Origin of the sequence: Pseudarthrobacter sp. B4EP4b (assembly GCF_006680095.1) — a bacterium.
Classification (GTDB): Bacteria; Actinomycetota; Actinomycetes; order Actinomycetales; family Micrococcaceae; genus Arthrobacter.
Window position 1 is genome coordinate 1 of the sequence record NZ_VHIJ01000045.1, and the last position, 24,389, is coordinate 24,389.

General features: G+C 61.4%; 18 protein-coding genes and 3 pseudogenes. 14 read left to right on the top strand and 7 right to left on the bottom strand.

Going from position 1 to position 24,389, the window contains the following annotated elements; all coding sequences use genetic code 11:
• Window positions 1-197: 197 nt before the first annotated feature.
• The gene (locus FNL14_RS17010; RefSeq protein ID WP_142062301.1) at window positions 198-1,136 is read right to left on the bottom strand and encodes an RNase H family protein; all 939 of its coding nucleotides are present in this window, start codon (window positions 1,134-1,136) and stop codon (window positions 198-200) included.
• 398 nt (window positions 1,137-1,534) lie between these two features.
• Between FNL14_RS17010 and FNL14_RS23675 the strand changes: the two are divergent.
• The 5 genes and pseudogenes from FNL14_RS23675 to FNL14_RS17035 all read left to right on the top strand — a co-directional run.
• Window positions 1,535-1,655, top strand: a pseudogene (locus FNL14_RS23675) (DUF1016 domain-containing protein); the annotation flags it as partial.
• Between the two features lie 318 nt (window positions 1,656-1,973).
• Window positions 1,974-3,281, top strand: coding sequence for a hypothetical protein (locus FNL14_RS17020; protein ID WP_142062304.1), 1,308 nt, complete (start codon window positions 1,974-1,976; stop codon window positions 3,279-3,281).
• Window positions 3,278-5,884, top strand: coding sequence for a ThiF family adenylyltransferase (locus tag FNL14_RS17025; protein ID WP_142062306.1), 2,607 nt, complete (start codon window positions 3,278-3,280; stop codon window positions 5,882-5,884). Before FNL14_RS17020 ends, FNL14_RS17025 begins: the two co-directional genes overlap by 4 nt.
• Entirely contained in the window at window positions 5,877-6,974 is a 1,098-nt protein-coding gene (locus tag FNL14_RS17030; protein ID WP_142062309.1) for a patatin-like phospholipase family protein, read from the top strand. Before FNL14_RS17025 ends, FNL14_RS17030 begins: the two co-directional genes overlap by 8 nt.
• A 483-nt stretch (window positions 6,975-7,457) precedes the next feature.
• A pseudogene (locus tag FNL14_RS17035) lies at window positions 7,458-7,759 on the top strand (DUF4193 domain-containing protein).
• Between the two features lie 79 nt (window positions 7,760-7,838).
• Here the strand turns inward: FNL14_RS17035 and FNL14_RS17040 are convergent.
• The 3 genes from FNL14_RS17040 to FNL14_RS17050 form a co-directional block, all read right to left on the bottom strand.
• A complete protein-coding gene (locus tag FNL14_RS17040) occupies window positions 7,839-9,083 on the bottom strand; it encodes a hypothetical protein (protein ID WP_142062312.1) in 1,245 nt (414 codons plus the stop codon).
• Between the two features lie 301 nt (window positions 9,084-9,384).
• Entirely contained in the window at window positions 9,385-9,726 is a 342-nt protein-coding gene (locus tag FNL14_RS17045; RefSeq protein WP_142062314.1) for a helix-turn-helix transcriptional regulator, read from the bottom strand.
• On the bottom strand, window positions 9,726-10,901 hold the full coding sequence (locus FNL14_RS17050) for a site-specific integrase (RefSeq protein WP_255470892.1): 1,176 nt from the start codon (window positions 10,899-10,901) through the stop codon (window positions 9,726-9,728). The genes FNL14_RS17045 and FNL14_RS17050 overlap by 1 nt, the downstream gene beginning before the upstream one ends.
• 946 nt (window positions 10,902-11,847) lie before the next feature.
• Between FNL14_RS17050 and FNL14_RS17055 the strand changes: the two genes are divergently transcribed.
• From FNL14_RS17055 to FNL14_RS17070, 4 genes are all read left to right on the top strand, one after another.
• Window positions 11,848-13,368, top strand: coding sequence for an MmgE/PrpD family protein (locus tag FNL14_RS17055; RefSeq protein WP_142062317.1), 1,521 nt, complete (start codon window positions 11,848-11,850; stop codon window positions 13,366-13,368).
• Window positions 13,368-14,273 (top strand): methylisocitrate lyase, encoded by a 906-nt coding sequence (gene prpB, locus FNL14_RS17060; RefSeq protein ID WP_142062320.1) that lies wholly within the window; start codon window positions 13,368-13,370, stop codon window positions 14,271-14,273. Before FNL14_RS17055 ends, prpB begins: the two co-directional genes overlap by 1 nt.
• Before the next feature lie 28 nt (window positions 14,274-14,301).
• On the top strand, window positions 14,302-15,438 hold the full coding sequence (locus FNL14_RS17065) for a bifunctional 2-methylcitrate synthase/citrate synthase (RefSeq protein WP_142062323.1): 1,137 nt from the start codon (window positions 14,302-14,304) through the stop codon (window positions 15,436-15,438).
• An 859-nt stretch (window positions 15,439-16,297) separates the two neighbouring features.
• Complete coding sequence (locus FNL14_RS17070) at window positions 16,298-16,939, top strand: DoxX family protein (RefSeq protein WP_255470890.1); 642 nt, start codon at window positions 16,298-16,300, stop codon at window positions 16,937-16,939.
• A gap of 215 nt (window positions 16,940-17,154) precedes the next feature.
• On the opposite strand, the pseudogene FNL14_RS17075 reads toward FNL14_RS17070, so the two are convergent.
• Window positions 17,155-17,355 (bottom strand): annotated as a pseudogene (locus FNL14_RS17075) (cold-shock protein); the annotation flags it as partial.
• A 227-nt stretch (window positions 17,356-17,582) separates the two neighbouring features.
• Here FNL14_RS17075 and FNL14_RS17080 point away from each other — a divergent pair.
• The 4 genes from FNL14_RS17080 (at window position 17,583) to FNL14_RS17100 (ending at window position 22,282) form a co-directional block, all read left to right on the top strand.
• Window positions 17,583-18,665 carry an LLM class flavin-dependent oxidoreductase gene (locus FNL14_RS17080; RefSeq protein ID WP_142062326.1) on the top strand — a complete coding sequence of 361 codons (1,083 nt, stop codon included), beginning with the start codon at window positions 17,583-17,585 and terminating at the stop codon, window positions 18,663-18,665.
• Window positions 18,665-19,330, top strand: coding sequence for an NADPH-dependent F420 reductase (locus FNL14_RS17085; protein ID WP_255470891.1), 666 nt, complete (start codon window positions 18,665-18,667; stop codon window positions 19,328-19,330). The genes FNL14_RS17080 and FNL14_RS17085 overlap by 1 nt, the downstream gene beginning before the upstream one ends.
• Window positions 19,331-19,366: 36 nt before the next feature.
• Window positions 19,367-20,413: an LLM class flavin-dependent oxidoreductase gene (locus FNL14_RS17090; protein WP_142062329.1), complete on the top strand. Its 1,047-nt coding sequence runs from the start codon at window positions 19,367-19,369 to the stop codon at window positions 20,411-20,413.
• Window positions 20,414-21,175: 762 nt separating this feature from the next.
• The gene (locus tag FNL14_RS17100; protein WP_142062332.1) at window positions 21,176-22,282 is read left to right on the top strand and encodes an NAD(P)-dependent alcohol dehydrogenase; all 1,107 of its coding nucleotides are present in this window, start codon (window positions 21,176-21,178) and stop codon (window positions 22,280-22,282) included.
• Between the two features lie 145 nt (window positions 22,283-22,427).
• Here the strand turns inward: FNL14_RS17100 and FNL14_RS23355 are convergent, their stop codons facing one another.
• Both FNL14_RS23355 and FNL14_RS17105 read right to left on the bottom strand, forming a co-directional pair.
• Complete coding sequence (locus tag FNL14_RS23355; protein WP_181762686.1) at window positions 22,428-22,574, bottom strand: hypothetical protein; 147 nt, start codon at window positions 22,572-22,574, stop codon at window positions 22,428-22,430.
• A gap of 462 nt (window positions 22,575-23,036) precedes the next feature.
• Entirely contained in the window at window positions 23,037-23,501 is a 465-nt protein-coding gene (locus FNL14_RS17105; protein WP_142062335.1) for a MarR family winged helix-turn-helix transcriptional regulator, read from the bottom strand.
• A gap of 104 nt (window positions 23,502-23,605) precedes the next feature.
• On the opposite strand from FNL14_RS17105, the gene FNL14_RS17110 reads away from it, so the two are divergent.
• Window positions 23,606-24,187: an NADPH-dependent FMN reductase gene (locus tag FNL14_RS17110; protein WP_142062338.1), complete on the top strand. Its 582-nt coding sequence runs from the start codon at window positions 23,606-23,608 to the stop codon at window positions 24,185-24,187.
• The last annotated feature ends 202 nt before the right edge of the window (window positions 24,188-24,389 follow it).

Sequence of the window (24,389 nt, forward strand, 5' to 3'; positions counted from 1 at the left end):
GTGTCGGGCCGACTTTCCGCGCCGGAGGGGCGGGAGCGGGGTGGGGAGCTGGTAGGAAAGGGTCTCGCTGTGGTCCATGGTTGGTTTCCTTCGTCGTTGTCGTTCTGTATTTGTGACAGGGTTTCCCCCGCCGTCGCCGATGTGCATTGCTGTTCTGGGTGCTGCCCGCGGAGTGGGGCAGCACCCAGATCGGGGCGTTAGGCGGCAAGGGCAGCTGGTGCGGCCGCGCGTCGGGCGTGGCGGGCCATGGCGTCTGCTGCTTCGTTGAGCGGGTGCCCGTTGTGGGCACGGACCCAAGTGATCTCGATGGCGCGGTCGGCGCGCAATGCCTGGATTTGGGCTGCGAGCCGGCGCATCCGTGCCTGCGCCGGTATGGCTGTGCCGTTGGCGAAAGCCACCGCACCTTGGCTGTCGGAGAGAACGAGGAGATCTTTGCCCGGGTGGTGGGTGATTGCTGCGTGGATCGCTTTTAGCTCGGCCCAGGTGATGTCGCAGGTTCCCGGCAACCGGTCCTGCCACACCATCCCGTCGCTGGCAACGGCGGCGATCCCTGCGCCAGCTTTTCCGGGAACGATGGATGCATCGGTTGCGATGACTGTCCGGCACTCGCTGCCGAGGTTGTGGAGGGAAAGCCGTGCAGCGGCGGCGCTGGCGTAGACGGTGACGCTGTTTGCTCGGCTGCCTGCCTGTGAAGCGGCGATTGAAAGGCGGGAGTCGGCGGTTGCGGTGAGCTGCAGGGTGGGGAATGAGTCCTGAAGGGTGGTGATTTCCCTGCGCAGCGCGGGGTCGTCGATGAACAGGCAGGTCGTGCGGGCGTTGGTGGGGTTGTCCAGGAGGAAGGCGAGGGCGTCGATGCGGGCGGATGCCGCGGCGTGCTCGGGGATACCGGCGGGGCTGTACCCGCGGAACAGCTCGAGATGCTCCCCGCCATCCGGTCCAACGTAGGCCAGCGCTGCCATTGCCATATAAGCAGTTCCTCCGCCGCGGATCACTGCCATACACGTTCCGGCGCCATCCCACCGACGTGGTGCCGCGGCGAGGGTCGGGAGCGGGGCCAGTGCGCGAAGGGCATTCGCAGCCCAGCGCGTGAGGGCTGAGAGTACGTCATGGAAAGTGGTGGATCGCTTGGACTGCATTGCGTTTCCTTCCTGCTGGGGGGCCGTTCAGGCGGGGCCCTTACACCTGCGACAGGGTTTCCCCTGCCTGAGAGTGCGTGGAAATTTGATTGCGATTGCTTCGCTTTGGTATTGGCGTCCCGAAAACCGCAGATAGCCGTTCTGCTGCGGATCAGGCCGCGGCGAAGGCCTCCGGTCAGGCGGACTTGGGAACTAGACCTGCTTTTTCGGCTCCGGAGATCGCGAGGACTGGGAATGCGAGCTGCTTTCGGCCAAGGACGGAGGCACACTGGCGGCGCTGTCGATGAGTCTTCGCTTGCAAGGACTGGGAAACCCCAATGGCGCTGAGGAAGTGCTGCGGTCCGCACTCGAAAATGGCGGTCCGGAGCAATGGCCTTATAGGTATGGGGGAGCGCCCGCCCTCCAACTTTGGGCAACACCTCGTTTGCACGAAATTCGGAGCTCACCCAGCAGGTAGCTAAGGACCCTTACAACTTCGAATTCCTCGGCCTCTCAGGTGAAGTGGCCGAACGCGGGCTAGCTTATTTTCGGCAGATAAGCTTCAAAATTTGCTCAAGATTCAATCAAGGCCGCACGTGGCTGTGAAATGCCAAGGAGCTCTCCAGTAGATTGGATTTCGCAGCCGAGAACGAGGTCCCTGCTAGGATGCCCGCCAAAATTACACTCGTGGGACACAATATGTTGTGGTAACTTCGGTGCGTGGATACTACATGTAGTATTCACCCGTAGGTTGAAGTGCCAGGCGAGCTCCCACGAGAATGTCAGCGTGACGGCACTCTCAGCGCAGGCCCGACTGCTTGCCGCGGTGTTGACCCGGTGGGGGAAATGGACGACTTCTTGACTACTAACGAATTGCCCGACCTTGGTGTGGTTTTCTGGCCCGTAGGAACGGGTGATAGCTCTACCGTTGTTATCCGTCAGGATGTTTTGCTGCAGGTTGATTTGAATGATCGGGACAAAGCCGATGATGAGGATACGCCCGAGGTTCCGGTGGTAGACCTGCTTGTCGCCGCATTGCCAGAAGGGACGGATGGCCGCCCGTACTTGTCAGCATTCGCCCTTACCCACGCGGACAAGGACCATTGCAGTGGGTTTGCCGACCTGCTGTCCAAAGCCACCATCGGTGAACTTTGGGCAACTCCTCGCATGTGGCGGGAAATTCTCGACGACCCGACGGCCGAAGAGCTCTGCGAGGACGCCCAGGCGTTCCACGCCGAGGTTGAACGCCGCGTGGAAGCCATCAAGAAAGCAGTGGCAGCTGGTAAGAGCGTTGCGGGCGGTGACAGGCTCATCGTAGTCGGATATGACACGGATCATGAGAAGCATGCATATTCGGAGCTTCCTGACGAGTACCTCAGTGGTCCGGGCAAGAGCATCACGAAGATCGATGGTATCGACTATGAGGGCCGCTTTGAGGCCTTCATTCATGCACCGTTCGTTGACGACTGCGCTGGTGCCAGGAATGACACATCGCTGTCCATGCAGGTGACCCTGACGGACGACGGAGGCCAAAACGGCAAGGTGCTTCTATTCGGCGATCTTGCTTACGACACGATCATTAAGATCTTCGAATACAGCGAGGACAAAGGAAGGCCACAGTATCTCGCCTGGGATCTACTCCTGGCGCCTCATCACTGCTCCAAAAAGGTGATGTACATTCGCGAAGACGGCAAAGATGTACTCAAAACCGATATTCTTGAGGCCTTTGAGAAGCATGCGCGCGAGGGCTCTGCCGTCGTCGCCAGTAGTGCGGTCATCCCCAATATTGATGTTGAAAGCGCCAACCCGCCTCATCGGAAGGCCGCTGATAGGTATCGCGACTATGCTTCCAGGTTTATTTGCACCATGGAATGGCCTACCGTGGAGGATCCGTCTCCAGTCGTCTTCGGCGTTGACGCCAGTGGGGCCCGCATCTTTGAGGACGCAGTGGTCGAGTCCTTGGCGAAGGGTGCACTGACGGCAAGTGCCCGTGGTCGTCTGACAGAGGTAGCCGTCGCTGCCACTGCGGCCGGCCGTTATGCAGGGGGCCGTGTAGGTGTCGCGGCGACCGCAGATATGAGCGGAACTGAGCGCGTCCGGGCAGCTGTTGCGGCAGACCGGGGAACGGACGAGGCACCGAAATCGGCTATCGGGTTCGGCAGGTGATTCAGCGCGGTTACGAATTGGCTCGTCGCCAGCTTCAAGACATCGCTGAAGTTGGCGACGGTGCAGTTGAACTTCTCAAGGAATGGGAAGCAAAGGCGGGCCACGTCTTTGAAATTTCTTTGGACACCTCGGGCGTAACCCAGCGGCCTGAGGGAATCGCCGTTCGCGCGCGGGAGCGCTTCAAAATCGCGGTAGATGAGGGCTTTCCTTACGAGCACCCATCCGTGTGGTCGGTGCACAAGAGATGGGCCGGCACACCCCACGTGCAGTGGGGAAGCTACCTCTGTCTCTATGCTGCACCGTCCGTAGAATGGAACCCGTCAGACGGCATGCGCGGTCTGATATCTCGTCTTTCGGAATGGATTGACCACGCTGCCGAGGGGACCCTCGATCCTGACGGGGAACCCCTGCACCCGCCTGCAGTCTATTCCGCTTCCGTCCACGGTTCCATCCTGATCCACCCAAACATTGGCGAGAGAGCACCGTGGAGCTCGAAGGGAACCGCTGGAGGCATCTGCCGCATGATGGCCTGGTGCGCCGTGGGACAGCGCCGAGTGGACGTGCTCGAATGGATAGCCCCTGAAGAGGCAGTCCAAAGAGCCGTCAGTCCAGAAGCTGAGATCTTTCATGCGGGACGTCCTGTTATGGCAATACCGGTGGCGCTCGTCCCCTCCGAGCTCGGTTTTGAATACCCCACACGCGTTAAGCTGCTGAGCGAAGGCCTGAGTGATTCGGGATATGACAAGGGTCTTCTGCTGACAGATCTTGCCCGGTCCGGGGCGATAAACAGAGCTTTACGCTCCCGGCAAGTGAGCGAAGATCGTTCTGCAGCCGGTATGCCGTGGCATACACCAAGCGAAGTTGAAGATCCATTGTTCAACGCGATGATAATTGGGACCCCTTCGCGACGTGTTGATGGCGACGCCAGACTGGCACATTTGGCTGCATGGAAGCTGGATCCCCTCCGGGCCCAAATTGCTGAACTGTTCTCTCAGGTACAGGAATTGGAGGGCGCCGAGGAGCTGAAAGCCGACGTAGACGCCTTGGCAGGCAAGTGGTTTGATGATGCAGCAATTTCTTGGATGAGTGTCATGGAAGTGCGCCCGGAAGTGACTCAAAGAAGGGACCAAGGGACGCCGGCAAGTTGGTTGAACGACAAGAGGGTTTTGGTCCTTGGGTGTGGAGCTTTAGGGGCACCCGTCGCGGAGTATTGCGTCCGAGCCGGCGCTTTTCAATTGACAGTGGCCGATAAAGGCACCGTCACGCCGGGTATCTTGGTCCGCCAGCCATATACGGACTCGGACATTGGGAAACCCAAAGCCGAGGCCTTGGCCGCCCGTTTGTCGACGATCTCGACGACCGAAGTTAACCCCGTTGTGGGGAATGTTCGCACAACGCTCTTCAACGAAGACGCGCCGGCCAGCTTAGACGATTTCGATCTCATCGTTGACGCCAGTGCTGACGCGGCAGTCCGTGGCCTTGTCGAGCGGTGGTTGATGCGGTCGAGAATGCGGAAACCTCTGGTCACAATGGTCATCGGTCATGATGCACAGCGAGGCCTGGTAACAACAAACCTGCAGTCTTCAACGATGGGCGGGGTTGGTTCGTTTCGAAAGGTCGCCCTCCTCGCTTCTGCAGGTTTCCCGGAATGGCAGGACGTCAGGGACGATTTCTTCCCGGAAACTCCGCGAACAGAGCTATTTTTCCCGGAGCCTGGGTGTTCGGCGCCGACTTTTGTTGGATCTGCTGCGCAAACTACGGCACTGGCCGGTTTGATGCTAAACGAAGCCCTTCTTGTTCTGAGCGGCGGAACGAGGGTCGCGGAGGAAGAAACGACGTTCAGCGCAACTTCGTTTGCTTCCGTCGTCCGCACGGGAGAGGCGGCTACAGCGGGGACATCGCGCATGGCGTGGCCCTCGGACATAGTCCTCACTGATAGTTCTTCGGGATTTGTGGTTCAAATGAACGCGTCCGCAATGGCCGAAGTGCGCTCCGAGGTTAGGCGAGGTGCACGTATTAGAGGTGAGAAGATCGAGACCGGCGGTATGCTGTTTGGTTCATTTGACGAGGCACTGGGTGTCGTCTTTGTGGACGGTGTCGCTGGACCGCCCCCAGACAGCTTCTTATCCGAAACCTACTTCCAGCATGGGGTTGAGGGTGTTCAGAACCGTGTCGACGTGGAAATGAAGAGATCGGGCAATGCCAGCGGCTTCGTGGGATTCTGGCATACTCACCCGGATGGTGAAGCCTCCCCGAGCAACACCGACCGGCAGGGTATGCAGAGGATCGTTGGTCCGGACGGGACTCTTAAACGGGCTTTGATGATGATTTTCGGTGGCCCAGGAGAGCAGTGGTCGTCCTGGCGTGATTCGGCGCCGCATATGCAACCGCAAACTTTCGTCCGCGTTGTCCCGCGGCCGGCAGGAAGTCGTAGCGGGGAACTGGCCTACATCGGTGGCATGCAGTTGCAGTCCCTACCGCCCGGAAAGTACTTCAGAGGGGGCTATAGTCAGGCTGCTGGCGAGCTGCATGGCATTTCGGAAAAGTCTTCACCGGAAGCACGTCGACGGTGGCGGGAGTTCTTTGGGGGCGACCATGCCTAATCTTCGGCGTCAAAGAATAGGCCTGGCTCTGTCAGGGGGAGGCTTTAGAGCAACTGCTTTCGGGCTGGGCGCGCTTCGCGCCTTACACGACCGGGATTTACTGAAAGAGATAGAGGTTGTTTCCGGCATCAGCGGCGGTAGTCTGCTTACGGCTATGTGGGCATACGGTCCTGAGTCATTCCAAGAGTTCGATGACTCGGTGACAGAGTTGCTTCGTCGAGGTTTGCAGCGTGAACTCCTGTTGCGTGCATTTAGCCCAAAGCGAGCAACGGCTAATCTGACAAGTGTCACCGGGGCTGTCCTGCCTGCAAAGTACAGAAAGGACAGGAAGAGCACACGCACCGAGGCCTTGGTTGATGCGTTGGTAACACATGATTTTGGACGAAAGACGATGTCTGAAGTTACCCACCCTGGGCTCACCACCATCATCTCCGCCACGGATCTATCCACGGGCAACGCCGTCCGGTTTGGAAGTGATGTGAGCTCCAGTTCGACTCTGGGCGTGATCGCTCAGCAGGTTCCTGTAGCTGACGCCGTTGCGGCCTCGGCAGCATTTCCTTTGCTATTGCCGCAATTAAACCGGGAGTACACGTTTCAGCTCCAGGACGGTACGGAGCAGGACAAGACGGTGCTTATGACGGATGGCGGCGTATATGACAATCTCGGATTGAGCCCGCTACTACCCGGACGTTCGAAGCAGTACACCCGACACGTGCACGACTTGAATTACATAATCGCCGTTGACGCAGGTGTGGGAAGGGCCGCGAAGAAGTCTCCTAACTTCATGCTCGGGCGACTGGCACGCGCCTTCGGTGTCGTCCACACTCGTTCCCAGGATGGCTACCGCGCAAGAATCCATGAGTTGTCAAGGGCTCGCGAGCTTCACGGCGTTGTCTACTCATATCTTGGCATGCGGGACGCGCGCCTCCCGATAGAAATCCCAGACTTAGTTTCGCGTAGCCGGGTAGCGGAATACCCAACAAACTTCGCTCCTATGTCGTTGGAGGACTTAGAAGCCCTGACCACCCGGGGGGAACAACTCACCCGTGTACTCATCAGCAGCTACTGTCCTGAACTCGGTGTTTCCTAGTTTGAACTAGGAGGCGATAGGCTGCCGATGAGACCGTCACTTGAACCTTAAAGCTATATATGCCTCCATATCGGCTGACAAAGGGGGGGGGCAGCGATAGGGCATCCTTCACTAGGAGTCAGTGGCGGGGGAGTGTCAGTCTGGCATTGCCGCCAGGCCCCTGCCTTAACATGCGGGGCGGCAGAGGAGCGTCGGGTCGCCGGCTCTCAGGAGTTTCTCAGGTAGCGGGGGTCATAATGAAGCGAAGCTCCGGTCAACCGCTATTTGACCGGAGCTTCGCCATTGCTCATCGCAGTGGGGTTTCTAACTGTGGCACCTATTACGTCTTGACGTATCTAATTACCTGACGGGGGAAGTAATGGCCGCACACCTCAAGCGCCCCGATATCACTCGCGCACGTTTCGAGGAACAACCGCGCAAGCGGGTACGTTACAGTCGCTTCCGAAGTGAGCACGAGAGACCAGAGAAGGAAGAAGCACTTACGTGGCAGCCGACTATGACGAAGTCCGTTCCGATGTCAAGGAGTCCCAGGATCGTTCACTGGAGGACCTGCAGTCCGCGAATGCCCCAGATGCCCGCAGCGTCGTCACCGAGCTGGACGAAGCCGACGCCCTCGACGAAGGGCTGACACCTGGCGGCGAAATCATCTCCGACGAGCTCATCGTGCAGGTAATTCCCCAGGCTGCGGACGAATTCACCTGCTATTCCTGTTCCTCGTCCGGCACCGGTCCCAGCTTGCCCGGGAGAGCAACGGCCATTCCTATTGCATCGAGTGCGAAGGCTAACCAGCTTCTTCAGACACTGACCCCTCCTGACCGTTGATGGCGAAGTACGTTATCCGATTTCTCGCCATGGGTGGGGGCGTTAGGGGCTCCGTTTGTGCTTGAAGACGATGTAGTCAGACATTCGCGTCGCTGCGCGTGCGGCGTGCTGTGCGATGACCGCGGGGCTGTAGTCGAGTAGGTCAATGAGTGTTCGGGCGTCGACTTCCTGGGTGAGGTCGCGCAGTGTGGCGTTTCGGGCCCTTTGCGCGTCGATTCCGAGGACTTTGAGCCGTTCAGAGAGGGTCGCCGGGTGTAGGTGCTGGCCGGCGCGGGTGCCGGGGAAGAGCCATGGCGTGTTCGTGTTTGTCGTGTTCTGGTTCTCGGATCCCTCACGCTGGCTCCAGAACATCTCGGTTATTGCTGCGGGGATAGTGGCCGGGGTGGTCCCCAGTTTGAGGAACACGCCCTCGGGAGTGATGCCGATGTGTTCGCGGCGGAGCATGACGATCTTGTTCAAGGGATGTGCCCAGAGCAGCAAGATCAGGCCGGCGAGGCGTGTGGACCTGATGATGTGGTCTTGCTCCAGGCAGTTGCGCACGAGTTCTATACGTTCGGACTGAGTGATCATTGGCGTTGATTGTGCAGGACGGAACGGTGCGTCGAGGTGCCCTGGTTGTGTGCGGTCGTGGTTGAGCCACCGGACGAAATTGCGGATGTGCTTGCGGGTGCTGGGGCCGGTACTGAGGTATTCGTCGATGTGGGTTTGTTTTAGTTCGCCTGCTGCTATGCCGTGAGAGTGCCGGAGCCAGATGAGGAGCTTGCCTGCTTCGGTGATGTCCTGTTTAGCCGCGTGGGTAACGGTTTCGAGATTCACGCCCGGGTCTGCGGCTTTGTGCCGGATGCGTTTGAGGTGGTGCCATGCCGCATAGCGTTCGATCAGCTGGCTCGTGCCGTCATCGGGGAGGTTGCTGATCCTTGCGGCCAGCCAATGTTCGAAGCGGGTGAGCTTTTCGTTGCCGCGCCCTGGCATCATGCGGTGGTGGACCAGCAGAGCGCGCAGGTGTTCGGCGGCAGTGGACGGGGGAAGAGCGTCGAAGGCCTCGTGAGTGAGCGGGAGGGTTCGGTCTCCGATTGCCTCGAGTAATGCCCGGGCCTTCGTGCCGCGGCGCATGTAGGTGTAGATGCTCTCGGGCCTGCCGGTTTCGGTGAGGAGGCCGATCAGCCGGCGCAGACGGAAATCATCATCGGGTTTAAGCACTGTCGTGAGGTCGTCTGTGAGGGTGCAGCGGATGCAGAGGCCGGCCCGGAACCGTTCGGATTCGCGTTTGCATCGTGTGCAGGTCAAGTCGGTTGTGATGCCGGAGCAGTCGCGGCAGATGGGTTCTAGGTCTGGCGAGCGGCCAGGGAGCATGCGGGTCTCTCCGCAGTAGGGGCACTTCCCGCGGCTGTGGGTGGCTTCTGTGAAGCAGGCTCCGCAGACTGGGCCGTCGGGCCAGTGCACCCGGATCTTGGCGACTTGCTGGTGGCACCGACCGCAGGTGTAATCTCCGGTTGAGCGTGGTCGGCCGCGCTTCTTGGGGGCGGGCAGATCGGTCAGTGTTGGCGGGCGAGCGGAGCCGTTGCCGGCAGTGGCTGGACGCCCTCGGTTAGTCATGGTCCTCGACGATCCGGGCGCGGACGGGGCGGTAGTTGCGCATGTCCGGAATGTCTTCGCCAGCTGCTTTACGGTGCTGTCGGACGGTTTTGGTGTCGGTGGCCGTGTAGGTGATCAGGTCGTTCGGCGTTACGTCCAAGGCGTCGCAGAGTGCGACGAGGACTTTGAAGGAGATCCGTTCGGGTTCCTGGGTCACGATCCGCCAAATAGCGTTGGCGGTCAGGGTGATGCCGCGATCGTGCAGGAGGGCCGCGAGTTCCGTGGCCGTATGGACCCCGCGGCGTGCCATGATCTCGCGGACCCGCCAGGTGTAATCGATCTCTCGTCTACTCATCAGTGTTTCCTCTCAGCGGGCAGCTCCAGGGCCGCGTTGATGATTCGTTCATGCACCCGCTCAAGTGCGAGGCGCTGGTAGTCGGGGGAGGGCAGCGTGTAAATCGAGGTCGTGGCCGCGTGCTCGTGGCCGAGCTGAAGCTGAACGAAAGCCACATCGAAACCCTCACCCGTAACCAGGTGCGTGGCATATGAGCGGCGGAATGAGTGCAGGTCCAGTCCCGGCGGGAACCCCAGCTCGTCTACAAGGTCATGGAGCCGGCCGATCAGGTGCGATTCTCCGACAACTTTTCCCGCGCTGGTAGGGAAGAGGTCTGTGACGGGATGCCCGTAGCGGGGGAGGCCGTTCCTGATCCAGTCGGCAACCATTTCCGCAGACCACTCCCAAACCGTCAGGACGGAACGGACCTTCTTCGCGGAGCCGCGGTGGGGTTTGCCCCAGCGCACCCGGAGTACGCCATGGTCTCCAAGAAACGGCGCCTTGCCGTTGCGCGAAAAATCCGCCATCTGCAAGTGGCGCAGCTCGTCCGAGCGTAATCCCCATCCGTAGGCTGTCTTGAACGCAATCGCATCACGCCAGGCAGACAGTGCGCCCTTGCGGCCCGAGTCCAGGATCCGCACGACCTCAAGGTCGGCCAGATCAAACAGGTCCTGCAGCTCGCGCTGGCTGAATGGCCGCTTGGCCGGGCGGGCTTCCGTGGGCTGCGCGTGCGTCACCCGATTCAGCTCGGTCACCACCTGGGCAAAGACCTGACCAAAGAGCCTCGCGCTCTGCTCACACCAGTCATAGTGCGGACTGCAGGCATAGTCGCAGAACAGCTTCACCGCACCCTGGTAAGACCGGACCGTCCCATGGGACAGATTTCGCACAGCACGCGCATGAGAGAAAAAATCGTCCGCGTCGCCCAACGTCCACTGCCACGGATACCGGCCGGAGAAGTCCACGAGGCTGAGCACCACGTTCCGCCTGGTGCGGATGGTCGATGGTGAGAAATCCTTCGCGCGCTGCTGGCGCTCCCAGCCATCCAGGACAAGCGTCAGGAACGATTCCGGATCCGGCGCTTCGCCGCCGAATGGAACAAACAGAACATTCTCATCATCCTGCGCCATGGTCAGTCCTTGCCTCGCCGCAACCCTTTGCGATCTTCGCACGCAGATTGCGAGACCCGCAATCACTACCGGCAAAAAGGCTGCTCACAGGCCACTTACTGCGGCCCATCCAGGCGCTCCACCGAACTCACTCGCGGCATTCCCCGGCACCCTGACGTCAAAATGAATCTGCAGGTCAGACACCGATTAGGGGAGAGCCTCAATACGTTCCCCGAAAGCTCACGATGTGCACGATTCGCACTTAGAGTCATTACGGCTTTACATAATCTTTATTATCGGCTCTTGAAAGACGGCCGGGGGAGTGCCAGTCACAGGGTCTATCCCCGGCATACGGTTCGGCACTTTCGCCCCTAATTCCGACGTTCCGATCCGACCAGCCGGCACCCATTTGCTGCGCATCCGCTGACTTGCATATGGCTGCCATCCCCGAGCTGGGCTTTAAAGAGGTGAAGAACACAAGCAAGGCTGGCCGTGAAAATATTATCGTCGTCACCGGCTAGCATCGGGCCTACAGAACCAATTTTCTCGGTCCCTGCGCCGGGAATCAGGGCGGCAATCTGCTTCACGCTCTCCGTACTGAAGACCGTCTAATTACTCGAAGTCGCAGCAGGCTGTGAATGGCCTCGTGATCCTAACAGCTGTTCGCAGGTTGAGCAGGACGGGTGACCAGTACCGTCAAAAATGCTGGTTGTTAGGGCCCCACTGAGTTAGGGGCGACACATCGCAGGAGCAGCCATGTATACAAAACAGCCTGCTTTGGCCTCGCCATTGCCTTATTAATCCCGAATGTATACAATAGGACTTGCATGCAAACAAACGAAGCCATGAGGCGACGTGAATACACGACCTGGCTCCCTTGCAGCAGCGTCTCGAGAGGTCATGCGGCGGCCACTGAGCATGCTGCTTGATCAGCTGTTGCTGCTGGTAGTCACGGTTGGTCGTGGTGGCGACTACTCTTCATCTGCACCGCACGCAACCAAAATGCCCGCACATATCCCCTTCAAGGAGAAGCATGGTTAAGAACGCCAAAGTCCGGGTCTACAAGAGCGAGGAAAACCTTCCCCGCGAGGACCAGCTGGCGCACAAAATCGCCGTGGTCGCCGCCGACCCCGTCGACGTCACGCCGGAGGTGACGGAGATGGTGATCAACCGGATCATCGACAACGCGTCAGTTGCCATTGCGTCGCTGAACCGGGCCCCGATCGTCGCAGCCCGTGCCCAGGCCCTGGCCCACGCCCCGAGCACCGGCGGGAAGGGCGCGAAGGTCTTCGGCATCGGCGAACGGGTCTCCCCCGAGTGGGCGGCTTGGGCCAACGGGGTTGCTGTCCGGGAACTGGACTACCATGACACGTTCCTGGCCGCGGACTATTCCCACCCGGGCGACAACATCCCGCCAATCCTGGCTGTCGCCCAGCATGTGGGGTCCAGCGGTGCTGACCTGATCCGCGGTATTACCACCGGGTATGAGATCCAGGTGAACCTGGTCAAGGCGATCTGCCTGCACAAGCACAAGATCGACCACGTGGCCCACCTTGGCCCGTCCGCCGCGGCCGGGATCGGCACCCTGCTGGGCCTCGACGTCGAGACCATCTTCCAGTCCGTCGGGCAGGCCCTGCACACCACTACCGCCACCCGCCAGTCGCGCAAGGGTGAGATCTCCACCTGGAAGGCCCACGCACCCGCCTTCGCCGGCAAGATGGCAGTGGAGGCAGCCGACCGGGCCATGCGCGGCCAGACCTCCCCCGTGCCGATCTACGAAGGCGAAGACGGTGTGATTGCGTGGCTGCTCGACGGCCCCAACGCCAACTACCAAGTCCCCCTCCCGACGCCTGGTGAGGCGAAGCGGGCCATCCTGGACACCTACACCAAAGAGCACTCCGCCGAGTACCAGGCCCAGGCCTGGATCGACCTCGCCCGGAAACTGCACCGCGAGCACCCCGAAGCCACCGAGCCGGGCAACGTGAAGTCCGTGCTGATCCGCACCAGCCACCACACCCACTACGTCATCGGCTCCGGCGCCAACGACCCCCAGAAATACTCCCCCACCGCGTCAAGGGAGACGCTGGATCACTCCATCCCCTACATCTTCACCGTCGCCCTCCAGGACGGGGCCTGGCACCACGTGGACTCCTACTCCCCCGAACGGGCCGCCCGCCCGGACACCGTCGAGCTGTGGCAGAAGGTCACTACGGAGGAGGACCCGGAATGGACCCGCCGCTACCACTCCCTGGACATCAACGAAAAAGCCTTCGGCGGATCGGTGGAAATCACCCTTGCCGACGGCACCGTCATTACCGATGAGATCGCCGTCGCCGACGCCCACCCCCTCGGTGCCCGGCCGTTCGGCCGGGAGCAATACATCAACAAGTTCCGCACCCTCGCCGCCGGCCTGGTGGAGGAGGCCGAAATCGAACGGTTCCTCGCCGCCGTCGAACGCCTCCCCGAACTCGGTCCCGGGGAACTGGACCAGCTGAACATCACCGCCGCCCCCGGCGTCATCGACCCCGCCGCGGCACCGAAGGGACTGTTCTGATGCTGTACTCCACCACCACCCCCGAACAGAAACGGATCCGCTTCCGCGAACTCCTCGCGTCCGGGACCATCGCGCAGTTCCCCGGCGCGTTCAACCCGCTCTCGGCCCGGCTGATCGAGGAGAAGGGCTTCGCCGGGGTCTACATCTCCGGCGCGGTCCTGGCCAACGACCTCGGCCTGCCCGACATCGGGCTGACCACCCTCACCGAAGTCGCCACCCGCGCCGGTCAGATCGCCCGGATGACCGACCTGCCCGCCATCGTGGACGCCGACACCGGCTTCGGCGAACCCATGAACGTCGCCCGCACCGTCCAGGAAATCGAAAACGCCGGCCTCGCGGGCCTGCACATCGAGGACCAGTTCAACCCCAAACGCTGCGGCCACCTCGACGGCAAAAACGTCGTCGACCTCGACACCGCCACCAAACGCATCCGCGCCGCCGCCGACGCCCGCCGCGACCCCAACTTCCTCATCATGGCCCGCACCGACATCCGCGCCACCGACGGACTCAACGCCGCCAAAGACCGCGCCAAAGCCCTGGTAGACGCCGGCGCGGACGCGATCTTCCCCGAAGCCATGCGTGACCTCGCCGAGTTCCAGGCCATTCGCGACGCCGTGGACGTGCCCATCCTGGCCAACATGACCGAATTCGGCAAAAGCGACCTCTTCACCACCAAACAGCTCCAGGGCGTAGGGGTGAACATGGTGATCTATCCCGTGACACTTCTCCGTAGTGCCATGGGGGCCGCTGAACGCGTTCTGGACACTCTCAAGAGCTTAGGAAGTCAACAGGTACGAGTACCTGAAATGCTCACGCGTGCGCGGCTCTATGACCTCGTGGATTACGAGGCATACAACAAATTTGATTCCGGCATCTTCAACTTTCAGATTCCCGAAGTCCACTAATCCAAGAACTGCAACGAAGGAGTTCAGCATGGCTGACACAGAGATAAAAAAGGGACTTGCCGGCGTTGTAGTGGACTACACCGCTGTCTCAAAGGTCAACCCGGAAACAAACTCACTGCTGTACCGCGGGTACCCTGTCCAGGAACTCGCGGCCAAATGCAGCTTCGAAGAGGTCGCCTACCTGCTCTGGAACGGCGACCTGCCCACCAAGCAGCAGCTGGCCGAGTTCACCGCACTCGAAAGGGCCGCCCGGGCACTCGACCCGGCGCTCAAGGCCATCATCGACGCCCTGCCCAAGAACGCCCACCCGATGGACGTGTGCCGCACCGCGGCTTCGGTGCTCGGAGCGCGCCACAAGTTAGCAGAGGATTCCTCACCCGAGGCCAACATGAAAAAGGCCGTAGACCTTTGGGCGGCTATGCCGGCAGTCGTGGCCTACGACCAGCGCCGCCGGCACGGCCAAGACGTGGTGCCGCCGCGGGAAGACCTCGGCTACTCCGCCAACTTCCTCTGGATGACCTTCGGCGAAGATCCCGCGGACGAGGTCATCGAGGCCTTCAACGTCTCGATGATCCTCTACGCAGAACACTCCTTCAACGCCTCCACCTTCACAGCCCGCGTTGTCACCTCCACCCTTTCTGATCTGCACTCGGCCGTAACCGCTGCCATCGGAGCCCTCAAAGGCCCACTGCACGGTGGAGCCAACGAAGCCGTCATGCACACCTTCGACGAGATTGGAATCCGCACCGAAGAATCCCTGGAGGAAGCCGCAACCCGGGCAAAGGCCTGGATGGAAGATGCCTTGGCCCAGAAGAAGAAGGTCATGGGGTTCGGACACCGCGTCTATAAGCACGGCGATTCACGAGTACCCACCATGAAGGACGCCCTGGACAAGATGATCGCCCACTACGGCAGGCCTGAACTCCTCGGACTGTACAACGGCCTGGAACAGGCCATGGACGAGGCCAAGGCCATCAAACCCAACCTCGACTACCCCGCCGGGCCCACCTACCACCTCATGGGCTTCGACACCCCCACATTTACCCCGATCTTCGTCGCCAGCCGCATCACCGGCTGGACCGCCCACATCATGGAACAACTGTCGTCCAACTCCCTCATCCGTCCGCTGAGCGAATACAACGGGCACGAAGAGCGTTCCCTGTAGCTGGCAATCTCAATTGCCTCCCGATTCCAGCGGTGAGGTGCCGGATGATCACCCGGATCATCGAAATATCGCAGCGATTACGGCACCTCACCGCGGTCTCGCTGAACTGACACAGTGGAGCTCTACTTCAAATTTCATGCACTGAGGAGAAAAGGATGGACCTTCACCTGCAACCAGATTGGCAGCGGGCTATCGGCCAGCGAGTGGAAATCTGGAAAGACGGCAAATGTGTCCGCAAAGGGACAGTGGAGGCGGTTATGCCTGACGATTCGCTTCTTTGGATTTCAGCCGAAGGAATGTTTTCGCGGCAGATAATTGCGCGCTATGACGGGTACCAGGTATTCACGCATTTCTTGCCGCCGCCTGATGGGTCTCCACACGACCACTAGAAAGTTTCGGCGTAGCAACGGCCGGAGAAGCCGGTCCCCCTCGGTCCTTCATGCGCATAATGTGGGGACCCGGCGCAGTCAGGCTCATCACAGCTGCACGCAAGCTCCAAAAAGAGACGCGAAACAGCCAGACTGCAGCGTGATGCCGGGGGGGTGAAGCAGTACATCTCGTCGCCGGCTGACCGAAGCTTCAGGCTGCCAGATCACGAGCAGGATGGCAAATAAAGGTCAGGACCTGCATCTTTTCTGTCATTGTTCGGCAGGACGCGGCCCGCCGCGTCCGTTTGCCGGGTAGCGGCGGAGCCTCTCCCACCTCTTGAAGCATGACGGCCAAACGCCCCGGAGCCGTGCATTTTCCTTCGGCAGCGATGTCCCTGCGAAGCGATGGACAACCTTTTAAGCTTCAGCGCATGCCGGGCCCTAGCCCTGCTGGTGCCCTACCGCGTAGCCTTGCGCCGAGCCTGATCCCCATGCATCCCACCGGAAAGATCATCATGAGCGACGACAACATCAACCCCGCAGCAACTACCGCCGCCCGCACCCTGTTCCGCGCCGCAGTCGGCGGCGTATTGGTTGCGCACGGAACCCAGAAACTCTTCGGCTGGTTCGGCGGCGGCGGCATCGAAGAGACCAGCAAAGGCATGCATGCGATGGGCTTCCGACCCGGGAAGACCAGCGCCATGCTCGCCGGGATCGGTGAAGCAGGTGCGGGCCTGGCACTGGCCCTCGGCTTTGCAACGCCGGCCGCCGGAGCGGCTGCCGCCACCACCATGGGCGTCGCAGCCAGTGTGCACGCACCAAATGGCTTCTTCGCCATGGACGGCGGCCTGGAATACCCAGCAGTGCTCGGGCTCGCTGCCACGTCCTTTGCGATCGGCGGACCCGGACGCGTTTCCCTCGACGCCCTCACCGGGCACGTCCTGGACAGGCCGTGGATGCGGGCGGTCGCCGTCGCTGCCATCCCAGTGGCTATCGGCGTCCAGATTTACCGCCGCCGCAAGGCACTCGCCGCTGACAATATGCCTGAAGCAAGCGCCACCCCCGTCGAGGAGGGATCGACCGAACCGGCCCGAACCACCGCACCCCCGCTGGAACACATGCAGGATCAGTGACCACCTACTGCATCGTCGTCGACCGCAGCCAGCCCCCGCCGGGCCGCCGGAACCCTCGGGAGATCAGGGCCTCTCCCTAGCCAAACCCAACTAGCGCTTGGCATGCGCCAGCCTGGCGGACGGAATCCGCCTTCATTCTCGGTTACGTGCGGCAGCGAGGCTGGGGGAAAACAGAGAAGCCGGCTTGTAGCCGGCCAGCTTCTAACAACCGCTTTGAGCGGCTGGATGTTCTCCGCCTGCGGACCCTTAGGCCCGTGGGTGACGTCGAACTGAACCTTCTGGTTCTCGTGGAGGGAGCGGTAACCGCTGGAGGCGATCGCCGAAAAGTGTGCGAACACGTCAGCGCTTCCGTCGTCGGGGGCGATGAAACCAAAGCCCTTTTCGGCGTTGAACCACTTGACTGTACCTGTTGTCAGGCTTTTTTCCTTCAGCGTCGCGGGCCGGATCCGCTTTGCAGATCGCCGTCCGCCACTCACCCCGTGAGCCCTGTGTGCCAGCAGTGGGAGCGGGGGCCACAGATCAGTCAAAAAGCGGGCCTTGATGGCGCGGTCTGCGAGTAAACCATTCGGGAATAATGTGTGGTTCACAGATGTTCTGCCTCACGTATAATCTGTTGAATAGAAGAAATTATAGGAGGCGGCTCGTGGAGCTTGGTGTGTACAGCTTCGGCGACGTGCAGAAGGACCCGCAGACGGGCGAGCTGGGGTCTACGGCAGAGGCCATGCGTAACCTGGTGGAGGCGATACGTGTCGCTGACGAGGTCGGGCTGGACTACTTCGGGGTGGGTGAACACCACACTCGGGAGATGCCGGCGTCCGCGGCGGCTGTAATCCTGTCCGGCGCGGCAACGGTCACCAAGAACATCCGGCTGGGCAGCTCGGTCACGGTCTTGTCCACTGATGACCCGGTGCGGGTGTTCCAGCAATTCGCAACCGTCGACGCGCTCTCGCATGGGCGAGCGGAGATCACGGCGGGACGCGGGTCGTCAACCGAGTCGTACCCGCTGTTCGGGTACGAGCTTGCCGATTACGACGAGCTCTACTCCGAGAAGCTGGATTTGCTCCAGCTCCTCAATCGGGAGGAGATTGTTACGTGGTCGGGTAAGCATCGGCCTTCGCTCCATGAGGCACTGGTTGTGCCCCGCCCCGAGAACGGTGAACTGACACTATGGCTGGGCACCGGTGGCAGCCCGGGCTCGTCGATGCGCGCGGGTCAGCGGTGGCTTCCGGTCATCTATGGCATCGTCGGCGGGGAGCCCGCCCGGTTCGCGCCGCTGGCGAACCTCTACCGGCAGGCAGCTGCCAAGTCGGGCATGCCCGCGGAGAAAATCCGGGTGGGTATCGCCAACCCGGGCTTCCTCGGCGATGTCGGCCCCCGCACTCGTGACATGTGGTTCGGACATCGGCGCGCCCGGGCGGAGATCGTCGCTCCTCAGCGTGGCCACCTGCCGATCAGCCGCGAGCGTTACGACAACACCGCTGTCGGTGCCGGTGCGCTGTTTGTGGGCCATCCGGAGGAGATCGCCGAGCGGATCATCAACTTGCACCGTGCGATGGGTCATGACCGTCAAATCCTCGAAATGGACTACGGCCACGTTCCCCAGCGAGACCTCCTGCACTCCATCGAGTTGCTGGGAACGCGCGTCAAACCGCTCGTCGACGCAGAACTGGGTGACTCCCGCACCACCGCAGACCAGAACTCCTCGGCAAGCAAAGGAATGCGCTGATGATGAACACTGACCACGCCATCGGCACCGTCGGTGTCCTCGGCGCCGGCCGCGTCGGAACTGCCGTAGCTCGCCAAGCCATGCGCGCCGGGTACGAGGTGAAGATCGCGACGGGAAAGCCCGCCGCCGAGATCGCTCTGCTCGCTGAGATCGTCACTCCAGGAGCGTCCGCGGTCGATGCGATCGACGCTGCCGCCGCTGACCTTATCATCGTGGCGGTGCCTCTCCACAAGTACCGCACCCTCCGCCCCGAACTCCTCAAGGACAAGATCGCGATCGACGTCATGAACTACTGGGCGCCCATCGATGGTGAGATCGACGACTTCGAAGCGGACCCCCGCACCAGCAGTGAAGTCGTGCAGGAATTCCTTGGCCGATCGCGCCTGGTGAAATCGCTGAACCACATCGGGTATCACGAGCTCGAGGAAGACGGTCGCCCGCCCGGCACCCCCGATCGTCGCGCGCTGGCTCTCGCTGGAGACGACCCGGCCGCCAAAGCGGCGGTCGCGGATTTTATCGACCGGCTCGGCTACGACCCCATCGACGCGGGCCCCCTCCCAGCTGGAAGAGCGTTCCAGCCTGGAACACCCATCTTCAACGGATCTCACACAGCTGACGAACTTACAGCGCTCCTCGAAACCAGCAACGCGACCGCGTCGCTCTGACACCCCCATCAACCCGGACCCGACACGGAGAACCCCATGGAAATCGGCGCCTACAGCTTCGGTGACACCCAGCTGAACCCCGACGGCAACACCCGCTCGACCGCGAAAGCCATCAAAAACCTTTTCGACGCGATCGTCCACGCCGACAGCGCCGGGCTCGACTACTTCGGCATCGGTGAGCACCACACCATCAGCATGCCCGCGTCCTCACCCGGAACCGTGATCGCCGCCGCGGCAGCAGCGACACGTCAGATCACTCTGGGCAGCGCGGCAAGCATCATCGGCACCGATGATCCGGTCCGGGTGTTTCAACAGTTCGCCACCGCTGACGCGATCTCCGGCGGCGGCCGGATCGAGATCACCGCCGGCCGCGGATCGTCGGTAGAAACGTTCCCACTGTTCGGGTACGACATGTCCGAGTACGACCGCCTCTACGCCGAAAAGCTCAACCTTCTCATGACGCTCAATGACAGTGACAATGAGACGGTCAGCTGGGCGGGCACCGTGCGTCCCGAGATCCGCAGCCTCAACGTCGTCCCTCGGCCCGCGAAGGGCAAGCTCCCCATTTGGCTGGCCACTGGCGGCAATGCCGCCTCCTCAGCCCGCGCCGGACAACTCGGTCTTCCCATCTCATACGGGATCATCGGCGGAGCCCCTCACCGCTTCGCGCCTCTGGCCAAGCTATACCGGGCCTCAGCCGAACAAGCCGGCCACACGGGAAAGAACATCCGAGTCTCCGTCGCTGCACTCGGCCTCATCGCCCGCACCAAGAAAGAGGCCCTCGAACGCTTCTATCAGGGCTGGTACAACGCCCATCTGGAGATGGTCCGCCTCCGCGGTTGGCCCAAGCCGGACAAACGTGACTACCTCGCACAAGCCGACGCCCCAGGCGCGTACTACATCGGCGACCCCGACGAAGTCGCCGAACGCATCGTCCACCTCCACGGATACATGGGCCACATGCGCCACTTCCTCCAAATGGACATCGGCGGACTTTCCCAAGAGCACTACCTCGAATCCCTGACCCTCCTCGCCACCGAAGTGAAGCCCCGCGTCGAGCGGCTGCTCGCTCGAGAATTCTGATCAAAAAGGCTATTCCTCATGCCGATTACGGTCATTCCTTGCGCTTGGGTTCGTTCACCACTCTCGTCAACGCGCCCGTCGAACATGGCCGTCCGAGTGGCTGTGCGATCGGGGGAGCCCGGCTTCGACCGGGTGACCTTTCAGGATCACCCGTACCAGCCGACGTTCCATGAGACCCGGACGTTGATGGCCTGGGTCGCCGCACGTACTGAGTAGATGTATATTTCCGGCAACGTCCTCAACCTGCCGCTTCGCCTACCGGCGGTCCTCGGGCGCGCAGCGGCGAGCCTTGACGCTCCGCGGGCGGCCGGTTCACTCGGGGGCTCGGCGCCGGAGGATTCTGGGGTGCCATCGAAGCCATGGGCGGCGCAGGCTCACACCGGGTCAGGGGCCACGACCCCTCCGGTCCCTTCCGAGACACCTTCTTCATCGAGCCCGCCACCGTCTGGATGAGAGCAGCCACGGACCGAGTTGGCCGTCCTGAGTGTGTTCGGCGATGACAGCGAGTACATGGAAGAACAATTATTGCCGCCTGGTGGAAGGTCCTGCCCGGCTGTCATCCGAGGTTCGCGTCCAGTTCGACTGAGCGCATCGAGGCGCTCGTGCGCCCGAGAACGCGGAGCCCGGCAAAGAACAAGAAGAACTTCCTGACACCTGTCAGAAAGTCAGGGTATTTCGGAGACGGTCTTACTGATTCGACGCCGATCTCCCTGACCTCGACGCCCTCTCCGCGTCGAGCAGAATCCGAGAGAAAGGCACATCATGACCACCACCGCTCACGCCGCCGTCCTTCGGGCACCGAACACCGCGTTCTCCTTCGAGGACGTCGTGCTCGATGACCTCCGGCCCACCGAGCTTCTTATCAAGATCGTCGCGACCGGCCTCTGCCACACCGACCTGGCCGTGGCGCACGGCCACATCCCCGCCGCGTTCCCCACCGTCCTCGGCCACGAGGGCGCCGGCATCGTCGAGCAGGTCGGCAGCAGCGTCACCGCGTTCGCGCCGGGTGACCATGTCGCGGTCTCGTTCGCCTCGTGCGGCCACTGCGAGAACTGCCTGGCCGGGCGCGAGGCTTACTGCCTCAAGTTCCTGCAGCTCAACGTGGCCGGCGTGCGCGAAGACGGATCGGGCACCATGACCGCACCCGACGGCGGCGAGATGCATGGAGCATTCTTCGGCCAGTCGTCGTTTGCCAGCCATTCCGTGGTCGACCATCGGAACGCCGTCAAGATCTCCGACAGCGTTCCGCTCGAAATCGTCGGCCCGCTCGGTTGCGGCATTCAGACCGGAGCGGGCACGGTACTCAACTCCCTCGACGTTCGCGCGGGCTCCAGTATCGTGGTCGCCGGAACGGGAGCTGTGGGCCTCTCGGCGATTATGGCCGCAAAGGTCGCGGGCGCCACGACGATCATCGCCGTCGATGTCCTGCCAGAGCGCCTCGAGGTCGCCCGCACCCTTGGCGCGACCCACAGGATCAACGGCAAGACAGAGGATGCCGTCGCCGCGATTCTCGCAATCACCGACGGCATCGGCGCCACGTACGGCATCGACACGACGGCGGCTCCGCAGGTCATCCAGAACATTGCGTCCGCCACCCGCTTCGGCGCCTCCATCGCCCTCCTCGGTGTAAATAAGCCCGATGCCATGGTGCCGCTCGGCCTGATCTCCGGCTCGGGCAAAACCTTCATCGGCGCGATCGAAGGCGACTCGGTGCCGCAGATCTTCATCCCGAAGCTGATCGCCCTGTACGAAGCCGGACTGTTCCCGTTCGACCAGCTGGTGACCACGTACCCGTTCGACCAGATCGAGCAGGCCATCGCCGACACGGCCTCCGGAGCCGCCGTCAAGGCCGTGCTGACCATGCCGTGACACGCACGGTAATGTCGTGAGTATCAGGGATCCCCGCATCGCCCGCACCGTGGCGGGCGATGCAGGAATCCCTGCGCCCCAGTCCACTCGACGACGTCTCGGTGAGCAGTCTCGGCCGCAGCGCAGGCATTCAAGGAACCAGCTTCTACACCCACTTCGCGAGCGTCGCCGATCTTTTCTCCCGGATGCTCTCGACAGCCCCGACGCCGTACTCGATCTCGCCGAGACTACCGACCTGGACATCGCTCAGCTGGTCGAGGAATTCCAGGAAACGCTGGTTGCTGCGTTCCAAGTGGTGCAGCTCGAGCGCCCTTTGCAGAGCCTAAAGAGAGTCCTGAGACACTTTTAGATCCCTCCTTGCCTATCTACTCCCCCACGTCCCGGGGCACGGTTGTTCAAATCCTTGTCGGTGATGGTCGAAAAGTGAGCCATAGTGACGGCCACGATATGGCTCACTTTTCGACCATCACCGACAATCCTGGTCCGCAAACGCGAAAGCACCGAAGTTACTCGGACGACGACACCTATACCGAATTCGCGCTGAACCAAGCGCCGTCTAAGAGCGGATACGCCACGACTTATTGAGCTCCAGCCGCGGGACAAGGACGGAACGGTTTCGAGACTGTCAGCCTGACCGATTCGTTGAAGATCACTTGCCTCGTGATATGACTGGAATACAGTTCCGGTAGGGGTTAGGTATCCTGTTGGGGCGGTGTTGGGAGATACCCGCTCTGGGGTTCCGGCCGCTCCTGTCTTAGTCACATTCGGGCTGAAGCGCGGCTGTGATTTTTCGGCTTATCGATGCCAGGGCATCCTGCTCCTCGCGTGTGAGCAGGTCGAAGAAGTGACCTCGAACGTATTTCATATGGCCAGGTGCGGCCTGTTCTATGGCTTTGCGGCCCTCTTCGGTGATCTGCACGTCCAGCCCCCGGGCATCGGCGGAGCAGTCGGTTCGCTCCAAAAGGCCGCGTGCTTCCATGCGCTTGAGCAGGTGGGACAGGCGGCTGCGGTCCCAGCCAAGGAAATTGCCCAGATTGCGGGCGCGCATGGTGCCGTCGGCTTGTTCGGAGAGTGGAATAAGGACCGCGTACTCCGCGCCGGAAAGCTGCGATTCCCTCACCAGCTGGCGGTCCACTGAGGCAACCAGCGCCCGTGATGCCGCAAGGAATCCGCGCCACACCTGCATCTCGCGCTCGTCCAGCCACTGAATATCTTCCATCGCCTCTCTCTTGATTAGTTGTGGCTTAAAGCTTGACGTACACCTGTGGACATGTCAATATAATTGATGACACGTCAACAAAGTGCCTTCGTGAGGGGTAAAGCATGACCAAGATCGCCATCGTTACCGGTGCCAGCCGTCCGGGCAGCGTCAACAAGTCCGTAACCGAGTGGGTTCTGTCCCGGGTCAGCGACCGTACTGACGCCGAATTCGAACTCGTTGACATCGCCGACTTCAACCTTCCGTTTTTGGACGAGGCATTCCCCGCCTCTTACCGGAACTACCAGAACGATCACACCAAGGCCTGGTCGGCCAGAATCAGTGAGTTTGACGGGTTCATTTTTGTGGCGCACGAGTACAACCACACCGCTGGCCCCGTCCTGACCAATGCGCTGTCGTACCTCAATGTCGAGTTCAACAACAAGGCGGCGGGCTTCGTTTCTTATGGTTCCATGGGCGGCGCCCGCGCTGTAGAGCACCTGCGTGGCATCCTCTCTGAGCTTCAGGTAGCCCACGTGCGGAACCAGGTGATGTTCTCCCTGTTCACCGACTTTGAGAACTTCACCGTATTCAAGCCAACCCAGCAAAACGCGAGCACGCTGGATCCCATGGTTGACCAGCTCACTGCATGGGCCCGCGCCATGGCGGCCGTGCGCTCAGGGCAGCTGGCCGATGCCAACGCTTAAGCTGTCTCCAGCTGACAAATAGGGCTCCCGGTGCGAACTGGTTCCCCGTTTGAATTGCTACAAACTAGGGCCTGGGCAGGTACTATACCTGCTCAGGCCCTTTAGCTTTCCCATTTCATGGGATTACTTTCCGATGGGGCCAGCATGCCATCAAAAAGTTGCCCGCCGTCGCCAGGATGCCGGGCATAACCGGGGGTTACCG